General features: G+C 75.5%; 15 protein-coding genes. 5 read left to right on the forward strand and 10 right to left on the reverse strand.

What is annotated here, in order from left to right; genetic code table 11:
• Positions 1 to 829 precede the first annotated feature (829 nt).
• Both ACZ56B_RS26395 and ACZ56B_RS26400 read left to right on the forward strand, forming a co-directional pair.
• Complete coding sequence (locus tag ACZ56B_RS26395) at positions 830 to 1,030, forward strand: hypothetical protein (RefSeq protein WP_468795557.1); 201 nt, start codon at positions 830 to 832, stop codon at positions 1,028 to 1,030.
• 91 nt (positions 1,031 to 1,121) lie between these two features.
• Complete coding sequence (locus ACZ56B_RS26400) at positions 1,122 to 2,249, forward strand: CapA family protein (protein WP_468795560.1); 1,128 nt, start codon at positions 1,122 to 1,124, stop codon at positions 2,247 to 2,249.
• Positions 2,250 to 2,303: 54 nt separating this feature from the next.
• Here ACZ56B_RS26400 and ACZ56B_RS26405 read toward each other — a convergent pair whose 3' ends face one another.
• Positions 2,304 to 3,689, reverse strand: a complete 1,386-nt coding sequence (locus ACZ56B_RS26405) for a globin domain-containing protein (RefSeq protein ID WP_468795563.1) — start codon at positions 3,687 to 3,689, stop codon at positions 2,304 to 2,306.
• Positions 3,690 to 4,113: 424 nt separating this feature from the next.
• Between ACZ56B_RS26405 and ACZ56B_RS26410 the strand changes: the two genes are divergently transcribed.
• Both ACZ56B_RS26410 and ACZ56B_RS26415 read left to right on the forward strand, forming a co-directional pair.
• Positions 4,114 to 6,030: an AMP-dependent synthetase/ligase gene (locus ACZ56B_RS26410; RefSeq protein ID WP_468795566.1), complete on the forward strand. Its 1,917-nt coding sequence runs from the start codon at positions 4,114 to 4,116 to the stop codon at positions 6,028 to 6,030.
• Positions 6,031 to 6,155: 125 nt separating this feature from the next.
• The gene (locus ACZ56B_RS26415) at positions 6,156 to 6,968 is read left to right on the forward strand and encodes an SAM-dependent methyltransferase (protein WP_468795569.1); all 813 of its coding nucleotides are present in this window, start codon (positions 6,156 to 6,158) and stop codon (positions 6,966 to 6,968) included.
• Positions 6,969 to 7,046: 78 nt separating this feature from the next.
• Here ACZ56B_RS26415 and ACZ56B_RS26420 read toward each other — a convergent pair whose 3' ends face one another.
• From ACZ56B_RS26420 to ppk2, 4 genes are all read right to left on the reverse strand, one after another.
• Positions 7,047 to 8,234, reverse strand: a complete 1,188-nt coding sequence (locus ACZ56B_RS26420; protein WP_468795572.1) for a GDSL-type esterase/lipase family protein — start codon at positions 8,232 to 8,234, stop codon at positions 7,047 to 7,049.
• Positions 8,235 to 8,308: 74 nt separating this feature from the next.
• A complete protein-coding gene (locus tag ACZ56B_RS26425; RefSeq protein ID WP_468795575.1) occupies positions 8,309 to 8,896 on the reverse strand; it encodes a TetR/AcrR family transcriptional regulator in 588 nt (195 codons plus the stop codon).
• Positions 8,897 to 9,049: 153 nt separating this feature from the next.
• Positions 9,050 to 10,255 (reverse strand): glycoside hydrolase family 64 protein, encoded by a 1,206-nt coding sequence (locus ACZ56B_RS26430; RefSeq protein WP_468795578.1) that lies wholly within the window; start codon positions 10,253 to 10,255, stop codon positions 9,050 to 9,052.
• 179 nt (positions 10,256 to 10,434) lie between these two features.
• Positions 10,435 to 11,445 carry a polyphosphate kinase 2 gene (gene ppk2, locus ACZ56B_RS26435; RefSeq protein ID WP_468795581.1) on the reverse strand — a complete coding sequence of 337 codons (1,011 nt, stop codon included), beginning with the start codon at positions 11,443 to 11,445 and terminating at the stop codon, positions 10,435 to 10,437.
• A 200-nt stretch (positions 11,446 to 11,645) separates the two neighbouring features.
• Here ppk2 and ACZ56B_RS26440 point away from each other — a divergent pair, with 200 nt between their 5' ends.
• Positions 11,646 to 12,440 (forward strand): SDR family NAD(P)-dependent oxidoreductase, encoded by a 795-nt coding sequence (locus tag ACZ56B_RS26440; RefSeq protein WP_468795583.1) that lies wholly within the window; start codon positions 11,646 to 11,648, stop codon positions 12,438 to 12,440.
• 73 nt (positions 12,441 to 12,513) lie between these two features.
• Here ACZ56B_RS26440 and ACZ56B_RS26445 read toward each other — a convergent pair whose 3' ends face one another.
• The 5 genes from ACZ56B_RS26445 to ACZ56B_RS26465 form a co-directional block, all read right to left on the reverse strand.
• Complete coding sequence (locus ACZ56B_RS26445; RefSeq protein ID WP_468795586.1) at positions 12,514 to 13,890, reverse strand: APC family permease; 1,377 nt, start codon at positions 13,888 to 13,890, stop codon at positions 12,514 to 12,516.
• 141 nt (positions 13,891 to 14,031) lie between these two features.
• The gene (locus tag ACZ56B_RS26450) at positions 14,032 to 16,110 is read right to left on the reverse strand and encodes an iron ABC transporter permease (protein WP_468795589.1); all 2,079 of its coding nucleotides are present in this window, start codon (positions 16,108 to 16,110) and stop codon (positions 14,032 to 14,034) included.
• Positions 16,111 to 16,114: 4 nt separating this feature from the next.
• Positions 16,115 to 17,089, reverse strand: a complete 975-nt coding sequence (locus ACZ56B_RS26455) for an ABC transporter substrate-binding protein (RefSeq protein WP_468795592.1) — start codon at positions 17,087 to 17,089, stop codon at positions 16,115 to 16,117.
• Positions 17,086 to 17,940, reverse strand: coding sequence for an ABC transporter ATP-binding protein (locus ACZ56B_RS26460; RefSeq protein ID WP_468795595.1), 855 nt, complete (start codon positions 17,938 to 17,940; stop codon positions 17,086 to 17,088). Before ACZ56B_RS26460 ends, ACZ56B_RS26455 begins: the two co-directional genes overlap by 4 nt.
• 72 nt (positions 17,941 to 18,012) lie before the next feature.
• Positions 18,013 to 19,206: a spore photoproduct lyase family protein gene (locus ACZ56B_RS26465; RefSeq protein WP_468795598.1), complete on the reverse strand. Its 1,194-nt coding sequence runs from the start codon at positions 19,204 to 19,206 to the stop codon at positions 18,013 to 18,015.
• Positions 19,207 to 19,554: the final 348 nt, after the last annotated feature.

A 19,554-nucleotide genomic window follows, 5' to 3' on the forward strand; every position in this document is an offset into this window, starting at 1 on the left:
GGCCGCATAGCACAGTGAGAACATGAACCGTCACCGACGCCCACGCCGACGCGCCCCGTGGATCGCGGGCGGTGCCGCTGTGCTCGTCCTCGGTGGCATCAGCGTGTGGCTGTTGGTCGGCCCGGACGGCGGCACGCCCCGCCCCACCCCCTCGGAGTCGGCCGACCTGTCCCTGCCGACGCTGAACCCCCTGCCGTCCTGGACGCCCGAGCCGACGGCGTCGAGCACGGCACGGCGGACACCGACCTCCGCGCCGTCGCCCGGGCCGGCGACGACCCGTCCCCGTGAACCGGCGCCGCCGAGCCGCCGGCCGACAGCCCGTCCGACGACGCCCCGGCAACCGGCGCCCCGCCCCACCACACCCGAGCGACCGGCACCCCAGCAGCCGGCGCCCCGCCCCACCACACCCGAGCAACCGGCACCCCAGCAGCCGGCACCCCGCCCGACCACACCCGAGCAACCGGCACCCCTCCGAACGGCACCCCGGCAACCGGCGCCCCGCCCCACCGAACCCCAGCAGCCGACACCCCGCCCGACGACAGCCGGCACGGCGGCCGCACGGCCTCCGCAGGCGACACCGACACCCGCGCCGACACGGTCCGCGGCGGCCCGGCCCCCGGCACCGCCCGGGCGTACGGCGACGGCGCGGACGCCGCCGACGCGACCGGGGCCGTCGGCTCCCGCGCCGGCGTCGCCCGCGCCGACGGCCCCGCCGGCGCCCCCCACCACCCCGGTGCCCGCGCCCTCCGCTGCGGTCCCCGCGCCGACGTCTTCCGCTCCGGCGCCCACGCCGCCCGGCCGGAAGCCGACGGCACCGGCGCCGACGGCCGTGGGCGGCGAACCGGCGACCACCACCTGGTACACCTCCCCGGTCGCGGCCGCCGCCGCCCGGCGCATGGCCGGCGCCGACACGGTCGGCGACCCCGTCTGCTCGCTGTCCGCCGTGGGCCGGCCGGACCCCGGCCTCATTCCGCGGCACAGTCGGATCGGCATCGGCCACCACGGCACGTACTGGTGCCTGATCTGGTGAGCCCCCGCCACGGCCAAAGGGGCGGGGAACCGTCCCGGACGGGGCCGCACGGCCGCACGCGCCCTTCCGCGAAAGCCCTTACCGTTGACCCATGACCAGCGGCACCGCGGTCACGCTGTTCCTGTGCGGCGACGTGATGCTCGGGCGCGGCGTCGACCAGATCCTCGCCCGGCCCGGCGACCCCGCGCTGCGGGAGGGGTACGTCACGGACGCCCGGTCCTACGTGCGCCTGGCCGAGTCGGTCAACGGCCCGATCCCGGCGCCCGTGCCCCCGTCCTGGCCGTGGGGCGAGGCGCTCCGGCTGCTGGAGGCGACCGCTCCCGACGCCCGGATCGTCAACCTCGAGACGTCCCTCACGCGCAGTGACGCGTTCGCGCCCGGCAAGGGGGTCCACTACCGCATGCACCCGGCCAACGTGTCCGCCCTCGCCGCGGCCCGGCCCGACGTCTGCGTCCTGGCCAACAACCACGTGCTGGACTTCGGCCGGGCGGGTCTGGAGGAGACGCTGGACACCCTCCACCGCGCGGGCCTGCGGGCGGCGGGCGCCGGACGGAGCGCCGAGGAGGCGCACGGGCCGGTGGCCGTCCCCGTCCGGGGCGGCGGCCGCGTCCTCGTCCTCGCCCTCGGGGCGGGCTCCAGCGGGATCCCGGCCGGCTGGGCGGCGACCGCCGCCCTCCCCGGTGTCGCCCGTCTCCCCGACCTGTCGGCCGCCACGGCCGACGCGGTGGTGCGGCGCGTGCGGCGGGTGAAGCGGACGGGCGACGTCGTGGTGGTGTCCGTGCACTGGGGCTCCAACTGGGGGTACCGCGTCCCCCGCGAGCAGACCCGTTTCGCGCACGCCCTGGTGGACGGCGGCGTCGACCTCGTCCACGGGCACTCCTCGCACCATCCCCGCCCCGTCGAGGTGTACCGGCACAGGCTGGTCCTGTACGGCTGCGGCGACTTCATCGACGACTACGAGGGCATCGGCGGTCACGAGGAGTACCGCGACGACCTCCGGCTCGCCCACTTCGTCACGGTGGCGGCGGACACCGGCCGGTTCCTCGGCCTGCGCATGGTGCCCCTGCTCTCCCGGCGCATGCGGCTGGAGCGCGCCCCGTACCGGGACGCCTCCTGGGTGCGCGCGACCCTGGACCGCGTCAGCGCCGGCGTGCACCCGGTCCTCGGGTCCGACGGCACGCTCTCGGTGCGTCCGCCGGCCGCGGGGGCCGGCCCGTGAACCGCCGGCTCCCGCCGGGCCGCCCCCGGCCCGGGCGCACGGGCCGGTCCCGCGTCAGCGCCCCTTCGCTCCGGGGGCGGCGACGGGTCGGGCCGGCACCGCCCGTCCCGGGGGCACCGGGGTGCCTGCCGGTCCGGGGTCTCCCGCCGGTCCCGGCACCTCGTGCGGGCCGGCCGGCGGCAGGTCGTGGCGGACGTGCCCGGCCGGCAGCCCGGCACGGACGAGGGCGGCCGTCACCGCGCGGACCGTCTCCGGCGGTCCGGCCACCAGGGTGCGGCCCGCCGTCAGGGGGCCGCACCCGGTCACCGCGCGGACCAGGCGGTCGTGCGTGCCCTCCCCCGGCGCCCCGCCCGTCACCGGTACCACGGTCAGCCACGGGCGGCGCCGTTCGAGCCCGGCCAGGTACTCGGCGTCGTACAGGTCGTACGGGTCGTACAGCCCGTCGGCGCCCAGGATGAGGTGCACCGGGGGCATCCGGTGTCCGGAGGTCCGCCGCGCGCGGTCCTCCAGCTCCCGCAGCAGCGCCTTCATCGCGGCCCAGCCGGTGTCCCAGGCCACCAGCCGCAGTCCGCCGGCCGGTTCCCCGCCGAGTTCCAGGTTTCCCTTGGGCGGCCCGATCCGCACCTCGTCCCCGGGGGCGGTGCGGCGCACCAGGGCGTCGCTCACTCCCCCGGGCCCGGTGCGGCGGACGTGGAACTCCAGCTCCCCGTCCCGGCCGGGTGCGCCGGCCGGGTAGTACGGACGCCAGGTGTGCGGCAGCCGCGCGGACTCCAGCGCGACGTACTGGCCGGCCCGGTACCGGAACGCCTCGTGCGGCCGGGCGCGGAGCACCGCGAGGTCCGGACCGACGAGCCGGTGGTCCGTCACGGTGGCGCGCCAGAAGGGCGGTTCGTGCAGCGCGGCCTCCGCGCCCCGCACCATGGCCGCCGTGCCGAACCGCAGCGTCCGCACCCACGCCCGCTCGAGTTCCGCGGTCCAGCGCTCGCCGGCCCGCACGCGCAGGGCCTCGCACAGTGCCGTCTCGAACGCCGCGTACTGGGCCGGGCGCAGGCCGAGCCTGCGGTGGTCGCGGCCCAGTTGCGTGAAGGTCGCGGTGATCTCGTCGGGCCGGTCCAGGTGTTCGATCAGGTACCACAGCGCCCGTGCGAGGTGGGCCTGCTGGAACTCCATCGAGGCGGGGAAGAGCGACCGCAGCGAGGGGTGCCGTGCGAACAGCGCCCGGTACAGGCAGGTGATCAACTCGTCGAGCGGGGCCACCAGGTCCAGGTCGCGCATGATGGTCCGCCGGTCGGCGTCCGCGTCGTACGGTTCCCCGGCCGGGGGGCGGACGCCGGGGCCGCCGGCGCCCGCGGCGCTCCCCGGGGAGAGCAGCCGCCGGCGCAGGCGCATCGCCTCGTGCCGCGCCAGGAGCGCGTGGTAGTCCGCGTCGTCCGCGCTCACGGCCGGCACCCCCTCGGCGTCTCGTGTCCCACGCCGGTGACCCACTCGGCGCACGGGGCCGGGCGGGCCGGCGCGCCGTCCGAAAGCCGGCAGAACCATCGAGGCATCGGTGAACTCCCAGGAGGTGTGCGGGGGGGGCGGCAGGCGGGTCCGCGGTGAACGGAAAGGCGCTCCGCCCGGTGAAACCGCAGGTCAGTATGGCAGTGGCGGCATGTGCCCCAACGGCCCCGGTCATCAGGGCCGTTGGGCCCTGGACGAAGGGGGCGGGGAGGCGTCCCGATCCGGCCGGGCGGTCCGCACGGCGGGCCGTCCGGCCCGGCCCGCCCCATTGACTGATCCTTACGCACCGGTAAGTTGACTCCTGAGTAAGTAAATGGACGGGACAGCACCAGCACGACCGCATCAGTCGCGACCGGGAGCCGCCATGGGCGTACGCAAGGATCTGAAACGAGCGAAACGACGCACCGACCTGGCGCGGCGCGCCCGGGTCGAGCTCGTCGGGGACGAGCACGGCGTGGTCCGCGAGGCCCGGGCGGCGGCCCTCGCCCCGCGGCCCGCCACCGGCAGCACCGCCGACATCCCCTTCACCAACGCCGCCGAGGCGCCGGACGCGGTCGTCCTGCGCCGGGAGCGGCGGGGCGGCTGGCAGCCGGTCACGGCGGCGGCCTTCGCGCGGGAGGTCACCGCCGTGGCCAAGGGGCTGATCGCCGCCGGCCTCGCGCCGGGCGAGCGGGTGGCCGTGATGTCCCGCACCCGCTACGAGTGGGCCGTCCTGGACTTCGCGATCTGGTCCGCCGGCGGCCAGAGCGTCCCCGTGTACGCCACCTCCTCCGCGGACCAGGTGGAGTGGATCGTCCGCGACTCCGGCGCCCGGTACGTCGTCGCCGAGACCCCGGACCACACCGCCACCGTCACCGCCGCCACCGCCGGCCACCCCGCTCCCCCGCGCGTGTGGGAACTGGACGCGGGAGCCCTCGCCGACCTCACCGCGCTCGGCCGGGACGTCCCCGACGAGGAGGTCGTCCGGCGCCGCGGCGCCCTCACCCCCGACACGACCGCCACGCTCTGCTACACCTCCGGCACCACCGGGCGGCCCAAGGGCTGCGTCCTCACCCACGCCAACCTGCACGCCGAGGCGGCCAACACCGTCGAACTGCTGCACCCCGTCTTCAAGGAGGTCACCGGCCAGACCGCCTCGACGCTGCTCTTCCTCCCGCTCGCCCACGTCCTCGGCCGCACCCTGCAGATCTCCTGCCTGATGGCGCGCATCGAGGTCGGCCACTGCCCGAGCATCAGGCCCGACGAGCTCCGCCCCGCCCTGAAGGCGTTCCGCCCGACCTTCCTCGTCGGCGTCCCGTACCTCTTCGAGAAGATCCACGACACCGGCCGGGCCACCGCCGAGAAGATCGGCCGCGGCTCCTCCTTCGAGCGCGCCCACCGCGTCGCCGTCCGCTTCGGCGAGGCCCACCTGGACAAGTTCCTGGGCCGGGGCAAGGGCCCCGGCCCCGGCCTGTACGCCGCCCGGGCCCTGTACGACCTGCTGGTCTACCGTCGCGTGCGCAAGGAACTCGGCGGCCGTCTGCGCTACGCCATCAGCGGCGGCTCCCCCCTGGAGCGCGACCTCAACCTCTTCTTCTACTCGGCCGGGATCATGGTCTACGAGGGGTACGGCCTGACCGAGACCTCCGCCGCCGCCACCCTCGTCCCGCCCCTGGGGCCCCGTCCCGGCACGGTCGGCCTCCCCGTCCCGGGCACCGCGGTGCGCATCGCCGACGACGGCGAGGTCCAGGTCAAGGGCGACATCGTCTTCGGGGCCTACTGGAACGACCCGGCCGCCACGGACGAGGTCCTCGACGACGGCTGGTTCGCCACCGGCGACCTCGGCTCCCTCGACCGGGACGGCTACCTCACCATCACCGGCCGCAAGAAGGACATCCTCGTCACCACCGGCGGCAAGAACGTCTCCCCGGCCGTCCTGGAGGACCGCCTGCGCAGCCGCCCGCCCGTCGGCCAGTGCCTCGTCGTCGGCGACAACCGCCCCTTCGTCGCCGCGCTGATCACCCTGGACCCCGAGGCGGTCGCCCACTGGCTGTCGGTCCGCGGGATGCCCGCCGACACCCCGCTGTCCGACGTCATCCGCGACCCGCGGATGCGCGCCGACGTCCAGCGGGCCGTCGACCACGCCAACCGGGCCGTCTCCCGGGCCGAGTCCATCCGGGCCTTCACCCTCGTCGAGGGCGAGTTCACCGAGGACAACGGACTGCTGACCCCCTCGCTCAAGGTCAGGCGGCGGGCGGCGCAGGAGGCGTACGCCAAGGAGATCGAAGCGCTCTACTCCTGACGTCCGGCCCGCGCCCGGCGGACCGCCGGCACCGCGCCGGGCGGGTCGCACGGAGAGTCGCTACGGCCAACTCCAGCCGATAGGTTGCCGTTTGAGAGCCGGCCGTCCGAACTGGAGTGCATCGCATGCCCGACATCACCGCCGCCGACCTGAAGCACCGGATCCGTACCGACCAACCGCACACGGCCCGCATCTGGAACTACTGGCTGGGCGGCAAGGACAACTACGAGGTCGACCAGAAGGCGGGGGAGCGGATCCGCGCGCTGCACCCCGGCATCGGCGAGTACGCCCGCGCGGACCGGGGGTTCCTCGGCCGGGCGGTGCGGCACCTGGTGACCGAGTGCGGGGTGCGGCAGTTCCTCGACATCGGCACCGGCCTGCCCACCGCCGACAACACGCACGAGGTCGCCCAGCGGTTCGCCCCGGAGTCCCGTGTCGTCTACGTCGACAACGACCCGGTCGTCCTCGCCCACGCGGCGGCCCTGCTCTCCAGCTCGCCCGAGGGCCACACGGCGTACCTGGACGAGGACCTGCGCAACGTCGACACCATCCTGGAGCAGGCGCACGAGTCCCTGGACCTCAGCCGGCCCGTGGCGCTGGTCCTGCTCGGCGTGGTCATCTTCCTCGGTGACGACGAGGAGGCGTACGGGACCGTGCGACGGCTGATGGACGCCCTGCCGGCGGGCAGCCACCTGGTGCTGTCCCACACCGTCACGCGGCCCGACATGCCCGACGTCGACGCCGCGGTGGCCTTCTGGAACGAGCACGGCACCCCGAAGCTGACCCAGCGCAGTCCCGAGGCCGTGGCCGCGTTCTTCGACGGGCTCGAACTCCTGGAGCCCGGCGTGGTCTCCTGCAACCGCTGGCGCCCCGACCCCGGTGCCGGCGAGCCGCTCGAGGACGTCGCCATGTTCGGCGGTGTGGCCCGCAAGCGGTGATGCCCGGCCGGACGGGGCCGACGGGTCGTGAGCGCCGCCGCCGCGGTGGGGCGGCGCCCCGCGCCGCCGGCCCCGCAGTCAGGTGCGCGGTGGAGCGAGCGGGCCGCCGTGCGCGAAGGCGCGGGCGGCGAAGCGCTCGCCGATGCGCCGGTGGGCGGCCGTGTCGGGGTGGAGGCCGTCGGGCAGGGGCAGCTCGGCGAAGTCCGCCTCGCCGTAGAGGTCCCGGCCGTCGAGGTAGTGCAGGTTCGGGTCGTCGGCGGCACGCTGCCGCACGATGCGGCTCAGCTCCTCGCGGACGGCGGTGAGCGTCAGCTTGCCGGCGGCCCGCTCGGCGGGGTCGCCCGCGGCCCGGAACCGGAGCCTGCCCGTGGCGATGCTGCCGGGATCGAGCGCGCTCGGGCCGGGTGTGTCCTCGTGGAGGGGGCACAGGAGGGGCGAGACGACCAGGAGCGGGGTGGTGGGGTGGCCCTCCCGGACGGTGTCGAGGAAGCCGTGGACGGCCGGGGTGAAGGCGCGCATCCGCATCAGGTCGGTGTTGACGAGGTTGATGCCCGTCTTGACGCTGATCAGGTCGGCGGGGGTGTCGCGCATGGCCCGCGCCGTGAACGGGTCGAGCAGGGCGCTGCCGCCCAGCCCCAGGTTGACCAGGTCCACGCCGCCCAGCGCCGCGGCGCGTGCGGGCCAGGTGGCGGTGGGGCTCCCGGCGTCGGATCCCTGGCTGATGGAACTGCCGTGGTGCAGCCACACGCCGCGCCGCGGCCCGGACGCGGGCTCGACGGGGGCGTCGGTGCGCAGCGCGACGAGTTCGGTGGTCTCGTCGTGCGGCAGCCAGATCTCGACGGTCTTGTCGCGTCCGGGCAGGCCGGTGAAGCGGAGGGTGCCCACGGGACCGGGCCGGTGCTCGAACGTCCCGCTGCTCATGTCGACGAACAGGGTGTTGCCGCCGGCCACGGTGCCCCGGCCCGCCGGCCGGCCGTCGACGAGCAGGTCGTACACGCCGTCCGGGCGGGGCGGCGCTCCGGCGTAGACCCGTTTGGTGGGCAGCGTGTCCAGTTCGACGGCGGTCGCCCGGGTGCGGAAGACGAGCCGCACGCCGGAGGGCTGGGACTCGGCCAGCGCGAGCTGTCCGTCGGCGCACTGGGCGCGGGCCCGGGCGGGCAGCCGGTGCGGCAGGACGCCGTGCGCGGTGCGCTCCAGCTCGAGGGCGCCGCGCAGGATGCCGGCGGTGACGGGGGTGGTGGTCCAGGTGTGCTCGTGGTCGTGCATGGGCCGGCCTGTCTGCGGTTCGGAGCGGATGCTCGGTCGGGCCCCGCGGACGCGTCCGGGGGGCGGGTCTGCCGTCAGGGGGCGGGGCTGCCGTCGGGGGCGGGCCAGTTGCGCAGCAGGGCGTCGAGGGCGTCGAGGACGCGCGACCAGGTCTCCTGCGTGTCGGGGGCGCTGTGGCTGAAGCCCCCCGACGTCTCGAGGCTGATGTAGCCGTGGAAGACGCTGCCCAGCAGCCGTACCGCGTGCGTCTGGTCCGGCTCGGCCAGGTCGTAGCCGCGCAGGATCGCCCGCGTCATCCGGGCGTGCCGCACCCCCGCGCCGGCCGCGGCCGCCTCGGGGTCGAGCCGGTACCGGGCCGCGGCGTAGCGGCCGGGATGCTCCCTGGCGTAGTCGCGGTACACGTCGGCGAGGGCGGTCAGCGCGTCCTTGCCGGCCCGCCCGGCCAGCGCCTCGGCGGCCCGGTCCGCGAGTTCCTCCAGGGCGAGCAGCGCGATCCGGGTCTTGAGGTCCTGCGAGTTCCTCACGTGCGAGTACAGGCTCGCCGTCTTCACGCCGAAGCGCCTGGCCAGCTCCGAGACGGTCACCTGCTCGAAGCCGACCTCGTCGGCGAGATCGGCCCCCGCCCGGGTGAGGCGGTCCGCCGTCAGTCCTGCGCGCGCCATGCCCGTCCTTCCTGTCGACGAGCCCGATTATGCATGCACCTAAAGCCTTTAGGCAAATGCCTACCCCTTCATGGATCGCGACGGGCGCGGCCGCCGGGCCCGCTCCCCCGCGCGGGGACGGGGGTGCTCACGGCGGCCGTCCCGCGGGAGTGATCAGTCGAGGGGATCGAGCGTGAGGTGGGCCTGACGGGGATTGCCGTCGTGGACGAGCGACTCGTGGTGACCGACGTCGTCGAAGGCGAAGCCGTAGGCCTTCCCGTCGGCCATGTGCGCGTGGACGATCCGCGAGTAGTGGTTGGTGACGGGCTCCCGGTAGAAGCCGGCCGCGCCGGAGTCGGGCTGGTGGGGGTTGGAGAGCAGGGTGGTGCGGTTGAATCCCGCGCACAGGGTGCGTGAGATCGGGCCGCGCACCTGGTCGTTCGGGGCGTCGAGGTGCCTGTGGCAGCCGAAGACGGACGAGGCGTCCGGCTTCTGGAAGCTGGTGACGACGGCGCCCGAGCCGTCGGTGAAGCGCAGGACGCCACCGGAGACCCGGCCGGAGTACCTGATGTCCGGCCGGTCGGCGAAGGGCGTGACCGTCAGGGTGGAGCCGGAGTACTTCTGCCAGACACGGTTGACGTAGTCGTCCATGATCGACGCCGGAAGGGCGCCCGTCTCCACCCCGTACAGCGGGGACAGGGCGCGCAGCACGGTGCCGTCGGACCGGGTCTGGATCAGGCCGGCCCAGCCGCCGGGCTGCCTCCTGAGGGCGTCAAAAACCCCGTGGTAGCCGCCGGGCCCGAGCCTGCCGGCGCTCACCGTGCTGCCGTCGCCGCGCCGCACGCCCACGGTGTAGGGCGCGGAGAACATGTCGACCTGGGTGCTGTTGATCCACAGGCCGCCGTCGTCGAGCGTGTACTCCGACCAGTTGAACAGGATGTCGCGGTTGGGGTCCGTGGGGTTCTGCACGGCGGGCTGCACCAGACCGCCGGTGGTCAGCCCGAACACCATCTTCCGGCCGTAGGAGAAGTAGATGCGGCCGGAGAACCTGGGGACGCGGATGGTGGTGGACCGCCCGGCCGCCGGGCCCGGTATCGAGGCGTCGGGTGCGGGCACGGGCGGGCTGCCGCCCGCCGGCCAGGGGTGGAAGGTGCCGTTCGCGTCGGCCCAGCCCTGCCGGCCGGTCGACAGCTGGGTGCCGAGGTTGTACACGTACACCTGCTCGCCGCGGCCCGAGTTGTTGGTGATCGTCAGGGGGACGGTGTCCGGGACCGCGGCCCGGGCGGACGAGGGGATTCCCGTGGCGAGCAGGGAGCCACCGAGCACGGTGGCGATGCTCAGCCCGGCGGCCGCGATCCGGCGCTCGAGGGTGCGGAGCATGTTCTGTCTCCGATCGGCAGTGACCGACGAGCACGTGCGTGAGAGCGCTCCCAGCGTCCTGCTCTGGTATGAACCTGTCAACCGGTTGAGAACATGACGCCCCGTTCCGGCGACCGGCCGCCGCCCCCGGGTGAGGAGACGGCCCCGTCCCCGGGACGGCCGGACGGCCGGGCCGGCGGTCAGTCCGTGTGCGGGTGGCTGCCCGGGCCGTGCCCGGGGCCCGCGAGGGGGGTCGGGGAGAGGGCCTCGGGCTCCTCACCGGGCTCCAGCAGGGTGTCCGCCGCGCCCACGATCAACGGGTCCGGCTTGCCCAGCGCCTCGTGGTCCTTCGCCGGGTAGTCGCAGCGGTCGAGGAGGCTGCGCATGGCCTCGAGCCGGCCCCGGCGCTTGTCGTTGTTCTTCACGACCGTCCACGGCGCGTGCGGGGTGTCGGTCGCGCGGAACATCTCGACCTTCGCCTTGGTGTAGTCGTCCCAGCGGTCGAGCGAGGAGAGGTCCATCGGGGACAGCTTCCAGCGCCGCACCGGATCGACCTGGCGGATCGCGAACCGGGTGCGCTGTTCGGCCCGGGACACGGAGAACCAGAACTTCACCAGCATGATGCCGTCGTCGGTGAGCAGCCGCTCGAACATCGGCGCCTGCTCGAGGAACTGGTGGTACTCGCGGTCCGTGCAGAAGCCCATGACCCGCTCGACGCCGGCGCGGTTGTACCAGGAGCGGTCGAAGAAGACGATCTCGCCCCGGGCCGGCAGGTGGGCCACGTAGCGCTGGAAGTACCACTGCCCCGCCTCCCGCTCGGTCGGCTTCTCCAGGGCCACCACGCGGGCCCCGCGGGGGTTCAGGCGCTCCGTGAACCGCTGGATGGTGCCGCCCTTGCCGGCCGCGTCCCGTCCCTCGCAGACCACCACGATCCGCTGGCCGGTGTCCTTCACCCACCGCTGCATCTTCAGCAGTTCGATCTGCAGGATCCGCTTCGTCCGCTCGTACTCCGACCTGCGGACCTTGCGGTCGTAGGGGTGGTTCTCCCGCCAGGTCTCGATGGGGGTGCCGTCGGCGTCGAGGAGGACGGGCCGCTCCGGGCGCCGGTCGTCCACCTCCAGTCCGTGGAGCAGGTCGTCGCCGGTCGTGCCGGCGCGGACCTCCTCGGCCTCCGCCCGGTTCTCCGGCGCGTCCGCTTGCTCGGCCGTCACGTCGTCTCCCGCCTCTTCGCCCGCTCCGGGTGCCCGGAGGGCCGGGTCCCACCGGCCCCCGTACGCATGCCCCGGGTGCGCTACGAAAAGCGTATTCCTTCCGGCGGTTCGAGGCGTTCCGTCCGGGAACCGGGAAGGCCGGTACCCGGCGCACAGGGTGTGCGGGGGCGGGCCGGGCGCGGGCAGAGGAGACGCACGACGTGCAGATCGATCTGAAGGGCCGCACGGCGCTGGTCACCGGTTCCACCCAGGGCATCGGCGCGGCGATCGCCGCCGGACTCGCGCGGGCCGGTGCCCGGGTCGCGGTCAACGGGCGCTCCGCCGACCGCGTGCGGGACAGTGCCGACAGGCTCGGGCGGGAGGTGCCCGGCGCCGAGGTGGTGCCGGTCGCCGCGGACGTGACGACGCGGGAGGGTGCCGAGCGGGTGGCCGAGGCGCTGCCCCGGGTGGACGTCCTCGTCAACAACCTCGGCGTCTTCGGCTCCGCCGACCCCCTGGAGATCACCGACGAGGAGTGGCGGCGCTACTTCGAGGTGAACGTCCTGGCCGCCGTCCGGCTGACCCGGCTCTACCTGCCGGGCATGACCGAGCGCGGATGGGGCCGTGTGCAGTACATCGCCAGCGACTCCGCGATCGTCACTCCCGCCGAGATGATCCACTACGGGATGTCCAAGACGGCCCTGCTCGCCGTGGGCCGCGGGTTCGCCAAGCAGGCCGCGGGCACCGGCGTCACGGTGAACTCGGTCATCGCGGGTCCCACTCACACCGGGGGCGTGGAGGACTTCGTCTACGAGCTGGTGGACCGCGACCTCCCCTGGGACGAGGCGCAGCGCGCCTTCATGCGCGCGCACCGCCCCCAGTCGCTGCTGCAGCGGCTGATCGAGCCCGAGGAGATCGCCCACATGGTCGTCTACCTCAGCTCCGACCAGGCCTCCGCGACGACCGGTGGGGCCCTGCGCGTGGACGGCGGTTACGTCGACGCGATCCTGCCCTGACCCCGCGGCCCCGCCCGCCGCGGGGACCGGGCCGCGCGGGGAGCGCCCGGGGGCCGCGCGGCCCGGCGGGTCGTCATCGTCGCGCGCCGACCGGGTCCGCCCCGGAGGGAGCCGGCCCGGCAGCGGGGTTCCGGCCGCGCCTGACGGCGGCGACCGCGGCGAGGACCGCTCCGACCGCGAGCACCAGGAGTCCGCGCAGCCACACCCCGGCCTCGACCTGAGTGGCCAGCAGGACGCAGGACGCGGCGCCCAGCACGGGGAACACGGCGGGCACCCGGAAGTGCCCGGCCTCCCCCGGGTCCCGGCGCAGGACCAGCACGGCGGCGTTGACCACGAGGAACACCACCAGGAGCAGCAGGACGAGGCTGGACGCCAGGGTGGCGACGTCGCCCGTCAGCGCCAGCAGCGCGGCGAGCGCGGTGGTGGCCGCGATGGCCGCCCACGGGGTCCGGCGGCCGGGCAGCACCTTCGCCAGCACGGCCGGCAGCAGACCGTCACGGGCCATGCCGTAGGCGAGGCGGGAGGACATGATGCCGGTGAGCAGCGCGCCGTTGGCCACGGCGACCAGGGCGACGGCGCTGAAGAGCCACACGGGCACGCCGCCCGCCGCCTTCACGACCTCGAGCAGCGGCCCGCTGGACTCGGCCAGCCGGCCGGTGGGGACCGCCGCCGAGGCGGCGACGCCGACCAGGACGTAGACGGCGCCCGCCGTGGCGAGGGCGCCGAACAGGGCGCGCGGGTAGGAACGCCGGGGGTCGCGGGTCTCCTCCGCGACGTTCACGGAGGTCTCGAAACCGACGAAGGAGTAGTACGCCAGCACGGACCCGCTCAGGACGGCGGCGGCCGCGCCCTTCTCCGGCGTGCCGAGATCGGTGAGCCGCCCCGGGTCCCCGTCGCCCCGCAGCAGCAGCCACGCGCCGAGCGCGACGACGACGAGCAGGCCGCCGACCTCGACGACCGTGGCGACGACGTTGGCCCGGGTGGACTCCCGGATGCCCCGGGCGTTGACCAGGGCGAGCCCGGCGAGGAAGAGGACCGCGACGAGCCCGACGGGCAGGGTGACGAAGGCGGACAGGTAGTCGCCGCCGAAGCCGCGGGCCAGCGCCGCGACCGAGACGATCCCGGCGGCGAGCATGCAGAACCCGGCGACGAAGCCCACGAACGGGCCGAAGGCCCTGGTGGCGTAGTGGGCCGCCCCGCCGGCCCTCGGGTACTTCGTCGCCAGTTCGGCGTAGGAGGCCGCGGTGAGCAGCGCCAGCAGCAGGGCCACGAGCAGCGGCGCCCAGACGGCCCCGCCGGAGTCGGCGGCGACCTGGCCCACCAGGACGTACACCCCGGCGCCGAGGACGTCGCCGAGGATGAAGAAGTACAGCAGGGGGGTGGTCAGGGCGCGCTTGAGGCCGGGGCCGCCCGGGGCGCCCGCCGGCGGGTGTTCCTGGATGTTCGACACGCCGCCCCGTGTTTCCCGGATCCCGGGCGCCACTCCCCCGCCGGGCCCTCGCGCGGCCGGGGCCCCGCGGTTCCCCACCGGGCGCGCCGCGGGGCCCCGACCGGGCGCAGGCCCGGCCCGGGGCCCGGGCCGGGCCTGCGGTCACCGCGCGGGCTGCCGGCGGCCGCGCACCAGGACGTACAGGAAGTACGGCGTTCCGATCACGGCCGTCATGAGGCCGGCGCCCAGCTGGGCCGGTGCGATCACGGTGCGGCCCAGCAGGTCCGCCGCACACACCAGCACGGCGCCCAGCAGCAGCGCGACCGGCACCACGCGGGTGTGCCGCCGCCCGGCCAGGGCCCGCGCCGCGTGCGGGGCGACCAGGCCGACGAAGCCGATGGTGCCGGCGGCGGCCACGGCGCTGGCGGTGAGCAGCACGCTCAGGACGAGGAAGCCCAGCCGCCACCGGCCCAGGTCGAGTCCGAGCAGCCGGGGGGTGTCCTCGTCGAGGGAGACGAGGTCGAGTTCCCGGTGCCGTACGGCGGCCACCGCGACGCCGGCGGCGAGGACGGCCGCGAGGGGCAGGACGTCGGGCGGGGTCCGGCCGTAGGTGGAGCCCGACAGCCAGGTGAGGGCCTTCGTGGCGTTGAACGGGTCGGTGAGCACGATCAGCAGGCTGATCAGGGCCGTCGTCGCGGTCGCGGCGCCGATGCCGACGAGCACCAGCCGGTTCTGCCCGAAACCCCCGCGCGCGGCGAGGCCGAACACGACGGCCGCGGTGACCGCGGATCCCGCGAAGGCCGCCCCGGCGACGCCCCACGTCCCGGCGGCGGGCACCGTCGTCACGAGGACCACCGCGCCGAGCGCGCCGCCGCCGGAGACGCCGAGGACGGAGGGCTCCGCCAGCGGATTGCGGGTGACGGCCTGCACCAGGGTGCCGGCCAGCGCGAGCGCGGCGCCCGCGAGGAGCGCGGCGAGCACCCGGGGGGTGCGGGTGTCCAGGACGAAGGAGACGGTCCGCCCGGCCCGGCCCTGCGCCCAGTGGACCACGTCGCCCAGCAGCAGCTTGCTGTCGCCCAGCAGGACGGCGGCGACCGCGGTGCCGGCCAGGGCGAGGACGAGCACGGTGAGCGTGGCCAGGAAGGCCCCGCGGCTGCGGATGCGCAGCCCGTCCGGCGCGGCGGCACCGGCGGTGTCGCGCAGCCGGGCCGCCATCACCACGAGGAACACCGCGCCGAGGAGGCCGGTGACCACACCGGTGGGCACGGCGACGGCGGTGTCCGCGGCCACGAGGGCGCGCAGCAGCACGTCGGCCCCGAGCACCAGCGCGGCACCGGCCAGAGCGGCGGCCGGCACGGCCGCCCGGAGCCGCAGGAACCCCCGGAACCGGCGGGCGAACGGCCGGACGAGCGCCGGGGCGCACAGGCCGACGAACCCGATCGGGCCGGCCAGGGCGACGGCTGCCGCGGACAGCAGGGTCGCCAGCACGACCGCCGTGGCCCGGGTCGCCCGCACGGGGACGCCGAGGCCGCGGGCCGCGTCGTCGCCGAGGGCGAGGGCGTCGACCCGCCGGGCGACGAGCAGGAGCCCGGCGAGTCCCGCGACGACGACGGGCGCCGCCCGGACCACGCCGTCGAAGCCGTTCTGGCCGATGCTGCCCTGGTTCCACTGGTAGAGGCCCTCGGTCTCCTGCGGGAACAGCAGCAGGAGGCCCTGGGTGACGGCGGTGAGTCCGAGGGCGAGCGCGGTGCCGGCGAGGACGAGCCGGACCGTTCCCGCGCCGAGCCCGGACAGGCCCAGCACCACGGCCGCCGCCGCGAGCCCGCCGGCGAAGGCGACGCCGGAGGAGGCCAGGAAGGGCAGCGAGACGCCGGTGACGGAGACGAGTCCGAGGGCGAAGTAGGAGCCCGCGTTGACGGCGAGGGTGTCCGGGGAGGCCAGGACGTTGCGGCTGACGGCCTGCAGCGCGGCACCGGCCGCGCCGAGGGCCGCGCCCACGAGCAGGCCGGCGGCCGCCCTGGGCAGCCGCGAGGCGACGACGACGGACGCGTCGGCCGGATCGGCCCGCCCGGTGAGGGCCTTGAGGACCTCGGCCGGGCCGACCGCGGCCGTGCCCTGGGTGACGTCGACGACGGCCAGGGCGGCAACCAGGAGCACGAGCGCGCCCGTCACCGCGGCCGCGCCCGCCCGGGACGTGCCCGGCGCCGGACGGGCGGTGGGAGTCGTGGCGGTGACGGTCATCGCGCTACTTCTTCGTCAGCGCCTCGACGAGGGAGTCGGCGTACCGCTCCATCGAGCCGGTGCCGCCGAACATCCAGACGCCGTCGGGCAGCCGGTGGACGTCACCGGACTCCACGAACGGCAGGGACTTCCACACGGGGTTCTTCGCGAGCTGGTTGCCGAAGGGGTCGCTGTTCGGGTCCCGGTCGTTGCCGATGTAGGCGAACCGGACCTTCCCCAGGCCGGTCAGCCCCTCGACGTCGGTGGCGGCCAGGCCGTAGGCCTCGTCGCCCTTCATCGTCCAGGCGTTCCTCAGGCCGAGCCGCTCGTTGACCGCGCCGACGAGCGAGCCGGACGTGTAGGGGCGCAGGGAGACCTGGCCGGAGGTGACGTAGCCGTCGGCGAAGGCGATCCCGGTGCCGTCGAGCCCCGCGTCGGCGAGGGCCTTCGCGCCCTCGGCGAGCTTCGCCTCGAAGTCCTTCCTCAGCGCGGCCGCCCGCTCGGTGGTGCCGGTGGCCTCGGCGATGAGGTCGACGTTGCCCAGCATCCGCCCGACCGGGTCGGCGGCGTCGGCGGACTGGACCTGCAGGACCGGGGCGACCTCGCGCAACTGCTCGACGGCGGAGGGCTGCAGGTCGGTGGTGGCGACGATCAGGTCGGGCTTCAGCGAGGCGACGGTGTCCGTGCTGGGTTCGCCGCGGGTGCCGATGTCCGCGGGCTCGCCGGTGAGCGGGACCGCGGTGTTCCAGGTCTTGTAGCCCTTGACGTCGGCGACGCCGACGGGGTCGACGCCGAGCGAGACCAGGTGCTCGACGACGTTCCACTCGGTGCCGACGACCTTCTCGGCGGGGCCGTCGAGCTCCACCTTCGCGCCGGAGGCGTCGGTGAGGGTGAGGGCCCCGGTGGACTTCCCGGAGTCGTCGGCGGCGGGTTCGGTGGTGCCGCAGGCGGTCAGCAGCAGGGCGGCGGCCAGGGGCGCGGTGAGCAGGAGGCGTCTCATGGGGCGGTGCGGAGCCTTTCGGTTCGGGTGTGGTGGCGGCCGAGGGCGCGGGTGCGCAGCCGGCCGGTCAGGGGATCGGTGTCGACCTCGATCCGGATGCCGTAGACCTCGGTCAGGCGCTCCGGTACGAGGACGTCCTCGGGCGTCCCCTCGGCGACGACGCGTCCGCCCGCGAGCAGCACGACCCGGTCGGCGACGGCCGCCGCCTGGTCGAGGTCGTGCAGGACGACGCCGACGGCGATGCCGTGGTCGTCGGCCAGGTCGCGCATGAGGTCGAGGAGTTCGACCTGGTAGCGGAGGTCGAGGTAGGTGGTGGGCTCGTCGAGGAGGAGGACGCCCGTCTCCTGGGCGAGGCAGCCGGCCAGCCACACGCGCTGGAGCTGCCCGCCGGAGAGGTGCTCGGCCCCGCGCTCGGCGAGTTCCGCGACACCGGTCAGGGCGAGTGCGCGGTCCACGGCGGCCCGGCCGCCGGGATCCGACCCGCCCCACCGGCCGCGGTACGGGTAGCGGCCGAACTCCACGACGTCCCGCACGCTCAGGCCGCTGGGAGTGGGGCGGCCCTGCAGCAGCAGGGCCACGCGGCGGGAGAACTCCCGGGGGCCGAGCGCGAGGGCGTCGGTGCCGGCGTCGATCGTGAGCGCGGCCCGGCGCGGCCGCTGCAACCGGGCCACGGTGCGCAGCAGCGTCGACTTGCCGCTGCCGTTCGGGCCCACCAGGGCGGTCACCTCGCCCGGCCGCAGGGTCAGTGCGGCGTCGTGCACGACGTCCGCGCCGTCGTACGCCACGGTCACACCGGTGGCGGACAGCGTGTGACCGCGCGGCACCGGGACCGCCTCTTCAGCAGGAATCACGAGGCAAGGTTAGCCTAACCTAAACTCCTGCTGCCGGAGGGTCCCGGCGGAGCCGGACGACCTGCCGGACCCTCAGAAGGCGTACCGCACCGCCAGCCACGGGGCGTGGCGGGCGACCAGCTCGCGCAGCTCCCCGAGGGCCCGGCGCTTGACGTCGTCGCGGTAACGGAGGTTGAGGGCGCCGTTCTCGGACCGCTTGGTCCGCTGCACCTCCGGCTGCCACAGCACCTCCTCGCCGCGCGGGTGCCAGCGCAGGTTGAGCTCGTGCAGGTCGGCGTTGTGCGTGAGCATGATGACCTCGGCCCCTGCCTGCCGCTTGACGCGCGCCGGCAGGACGTCGTCCATGTGCCGCAGCAGCTCCGCCCAGGCGCCCTGCCAGCCGGGGCGGACGACGACGGGTGAGAGGTTGAAGTGCACCTCGTAGCCGGCGTCGAGGAAGTCCGCGGCGGCGGCGATCCGCCGGTCGACCGGGCTGGTGCGCAGGTCCAGCAGGCGCGAGTCGTCGGCGGGCATCACCGAGAACCGGACGCGGGTCCGGCCGCGCGGGTCCAGGTCCAGCAGGTCGGGGTTGACGAACTTGGTGGCGAAGGACGCCTTCGCGGTGGGCCAGTCGCGGAAGGCGCGGACCAGGTCGGCGGTGTTGTCGCACACGAGTGCGTCGACCGCGCAGTCGCCGTTCTCCCCGATGTCGTACACCCATGCCTCGGGGTCGCACTGGTTGGGCTCCGGTTTGCGGCCCTGGGCGGCGACGTGACGTCCGAGGCGGGCGACGATGCGGTCGATGTTGGTGAAGACGGTGATCGGGTTGGCGAAGCCCTTGCGGCGGGGCACGTAGCAGTACACGCAGGCCAGGGCGCAGCCGTTGGACGGGCCCGGGGCGATCCAGTCGGCGGAGCGGCCGTTGGGGCGCAGGGTGAGCGTCTTCTTCACGCCCAGCACCAGCGTCCGGCGCTTGATCCGCATCCAGTCGTCGGCGCTGCCCTCGTTGCCGTGCAGCTCGGGGATGCGCCAGTGGGAGTCCACCTCGATCAGCCGGGCCCCGGGGAAGCGGGCGAGGACCTGCCGGCCGCGGGGTGAGGCGGCCGCGGCCGGTTCGGCGTGGATCTCGCGGATCGCCAGGAGGCGGCGCGCCTGCGCCGAGTCCCGGAAGGCCCCGCCCGCCGGGGCCGGCCCGCCGCTCCCGGCTCCGGTCCCGGCCCCGGGCATCGCGTCGAGCCCGAAGAGGGGCTCCTGCGGGTGGGAGGAGGGGGAAGGGCGGAAAGTCATGTGCGCGTCGGCCTCTTCGGTGCGGTGATCCCCGCGTCGGCGAGGCGGTACGGGATGCCGGGGCGTCCGGCCGGTGGCCGGGCCCCTCGCGGCGGCGGCCCCCCTCCCGGGCCGGGGAGGCGGTCCGGGATCCGCCGCTTCCCCACTGTACGGTGGCCGGCCGGCGGACCACGGAGGGACGGCGCCCCGGACCCTGATCCCCCGCCCGGGGCGCGCGGGGATCCGGGGCGGGGCCGGTGCCGTTCCCGAGCCGCACGGAGCCGGGGGGGGGGGGGGGGGGGGGGGGGGGGGGGGGGGGGGGGGGGGGGGGTTGGGGGGGGTGGGGGGGGGGGGGGGGGGGGGGGGGTC

It is taken from the genome of Streptomyces sp. NPDC034670 (genome assembly GCF_055574875.1).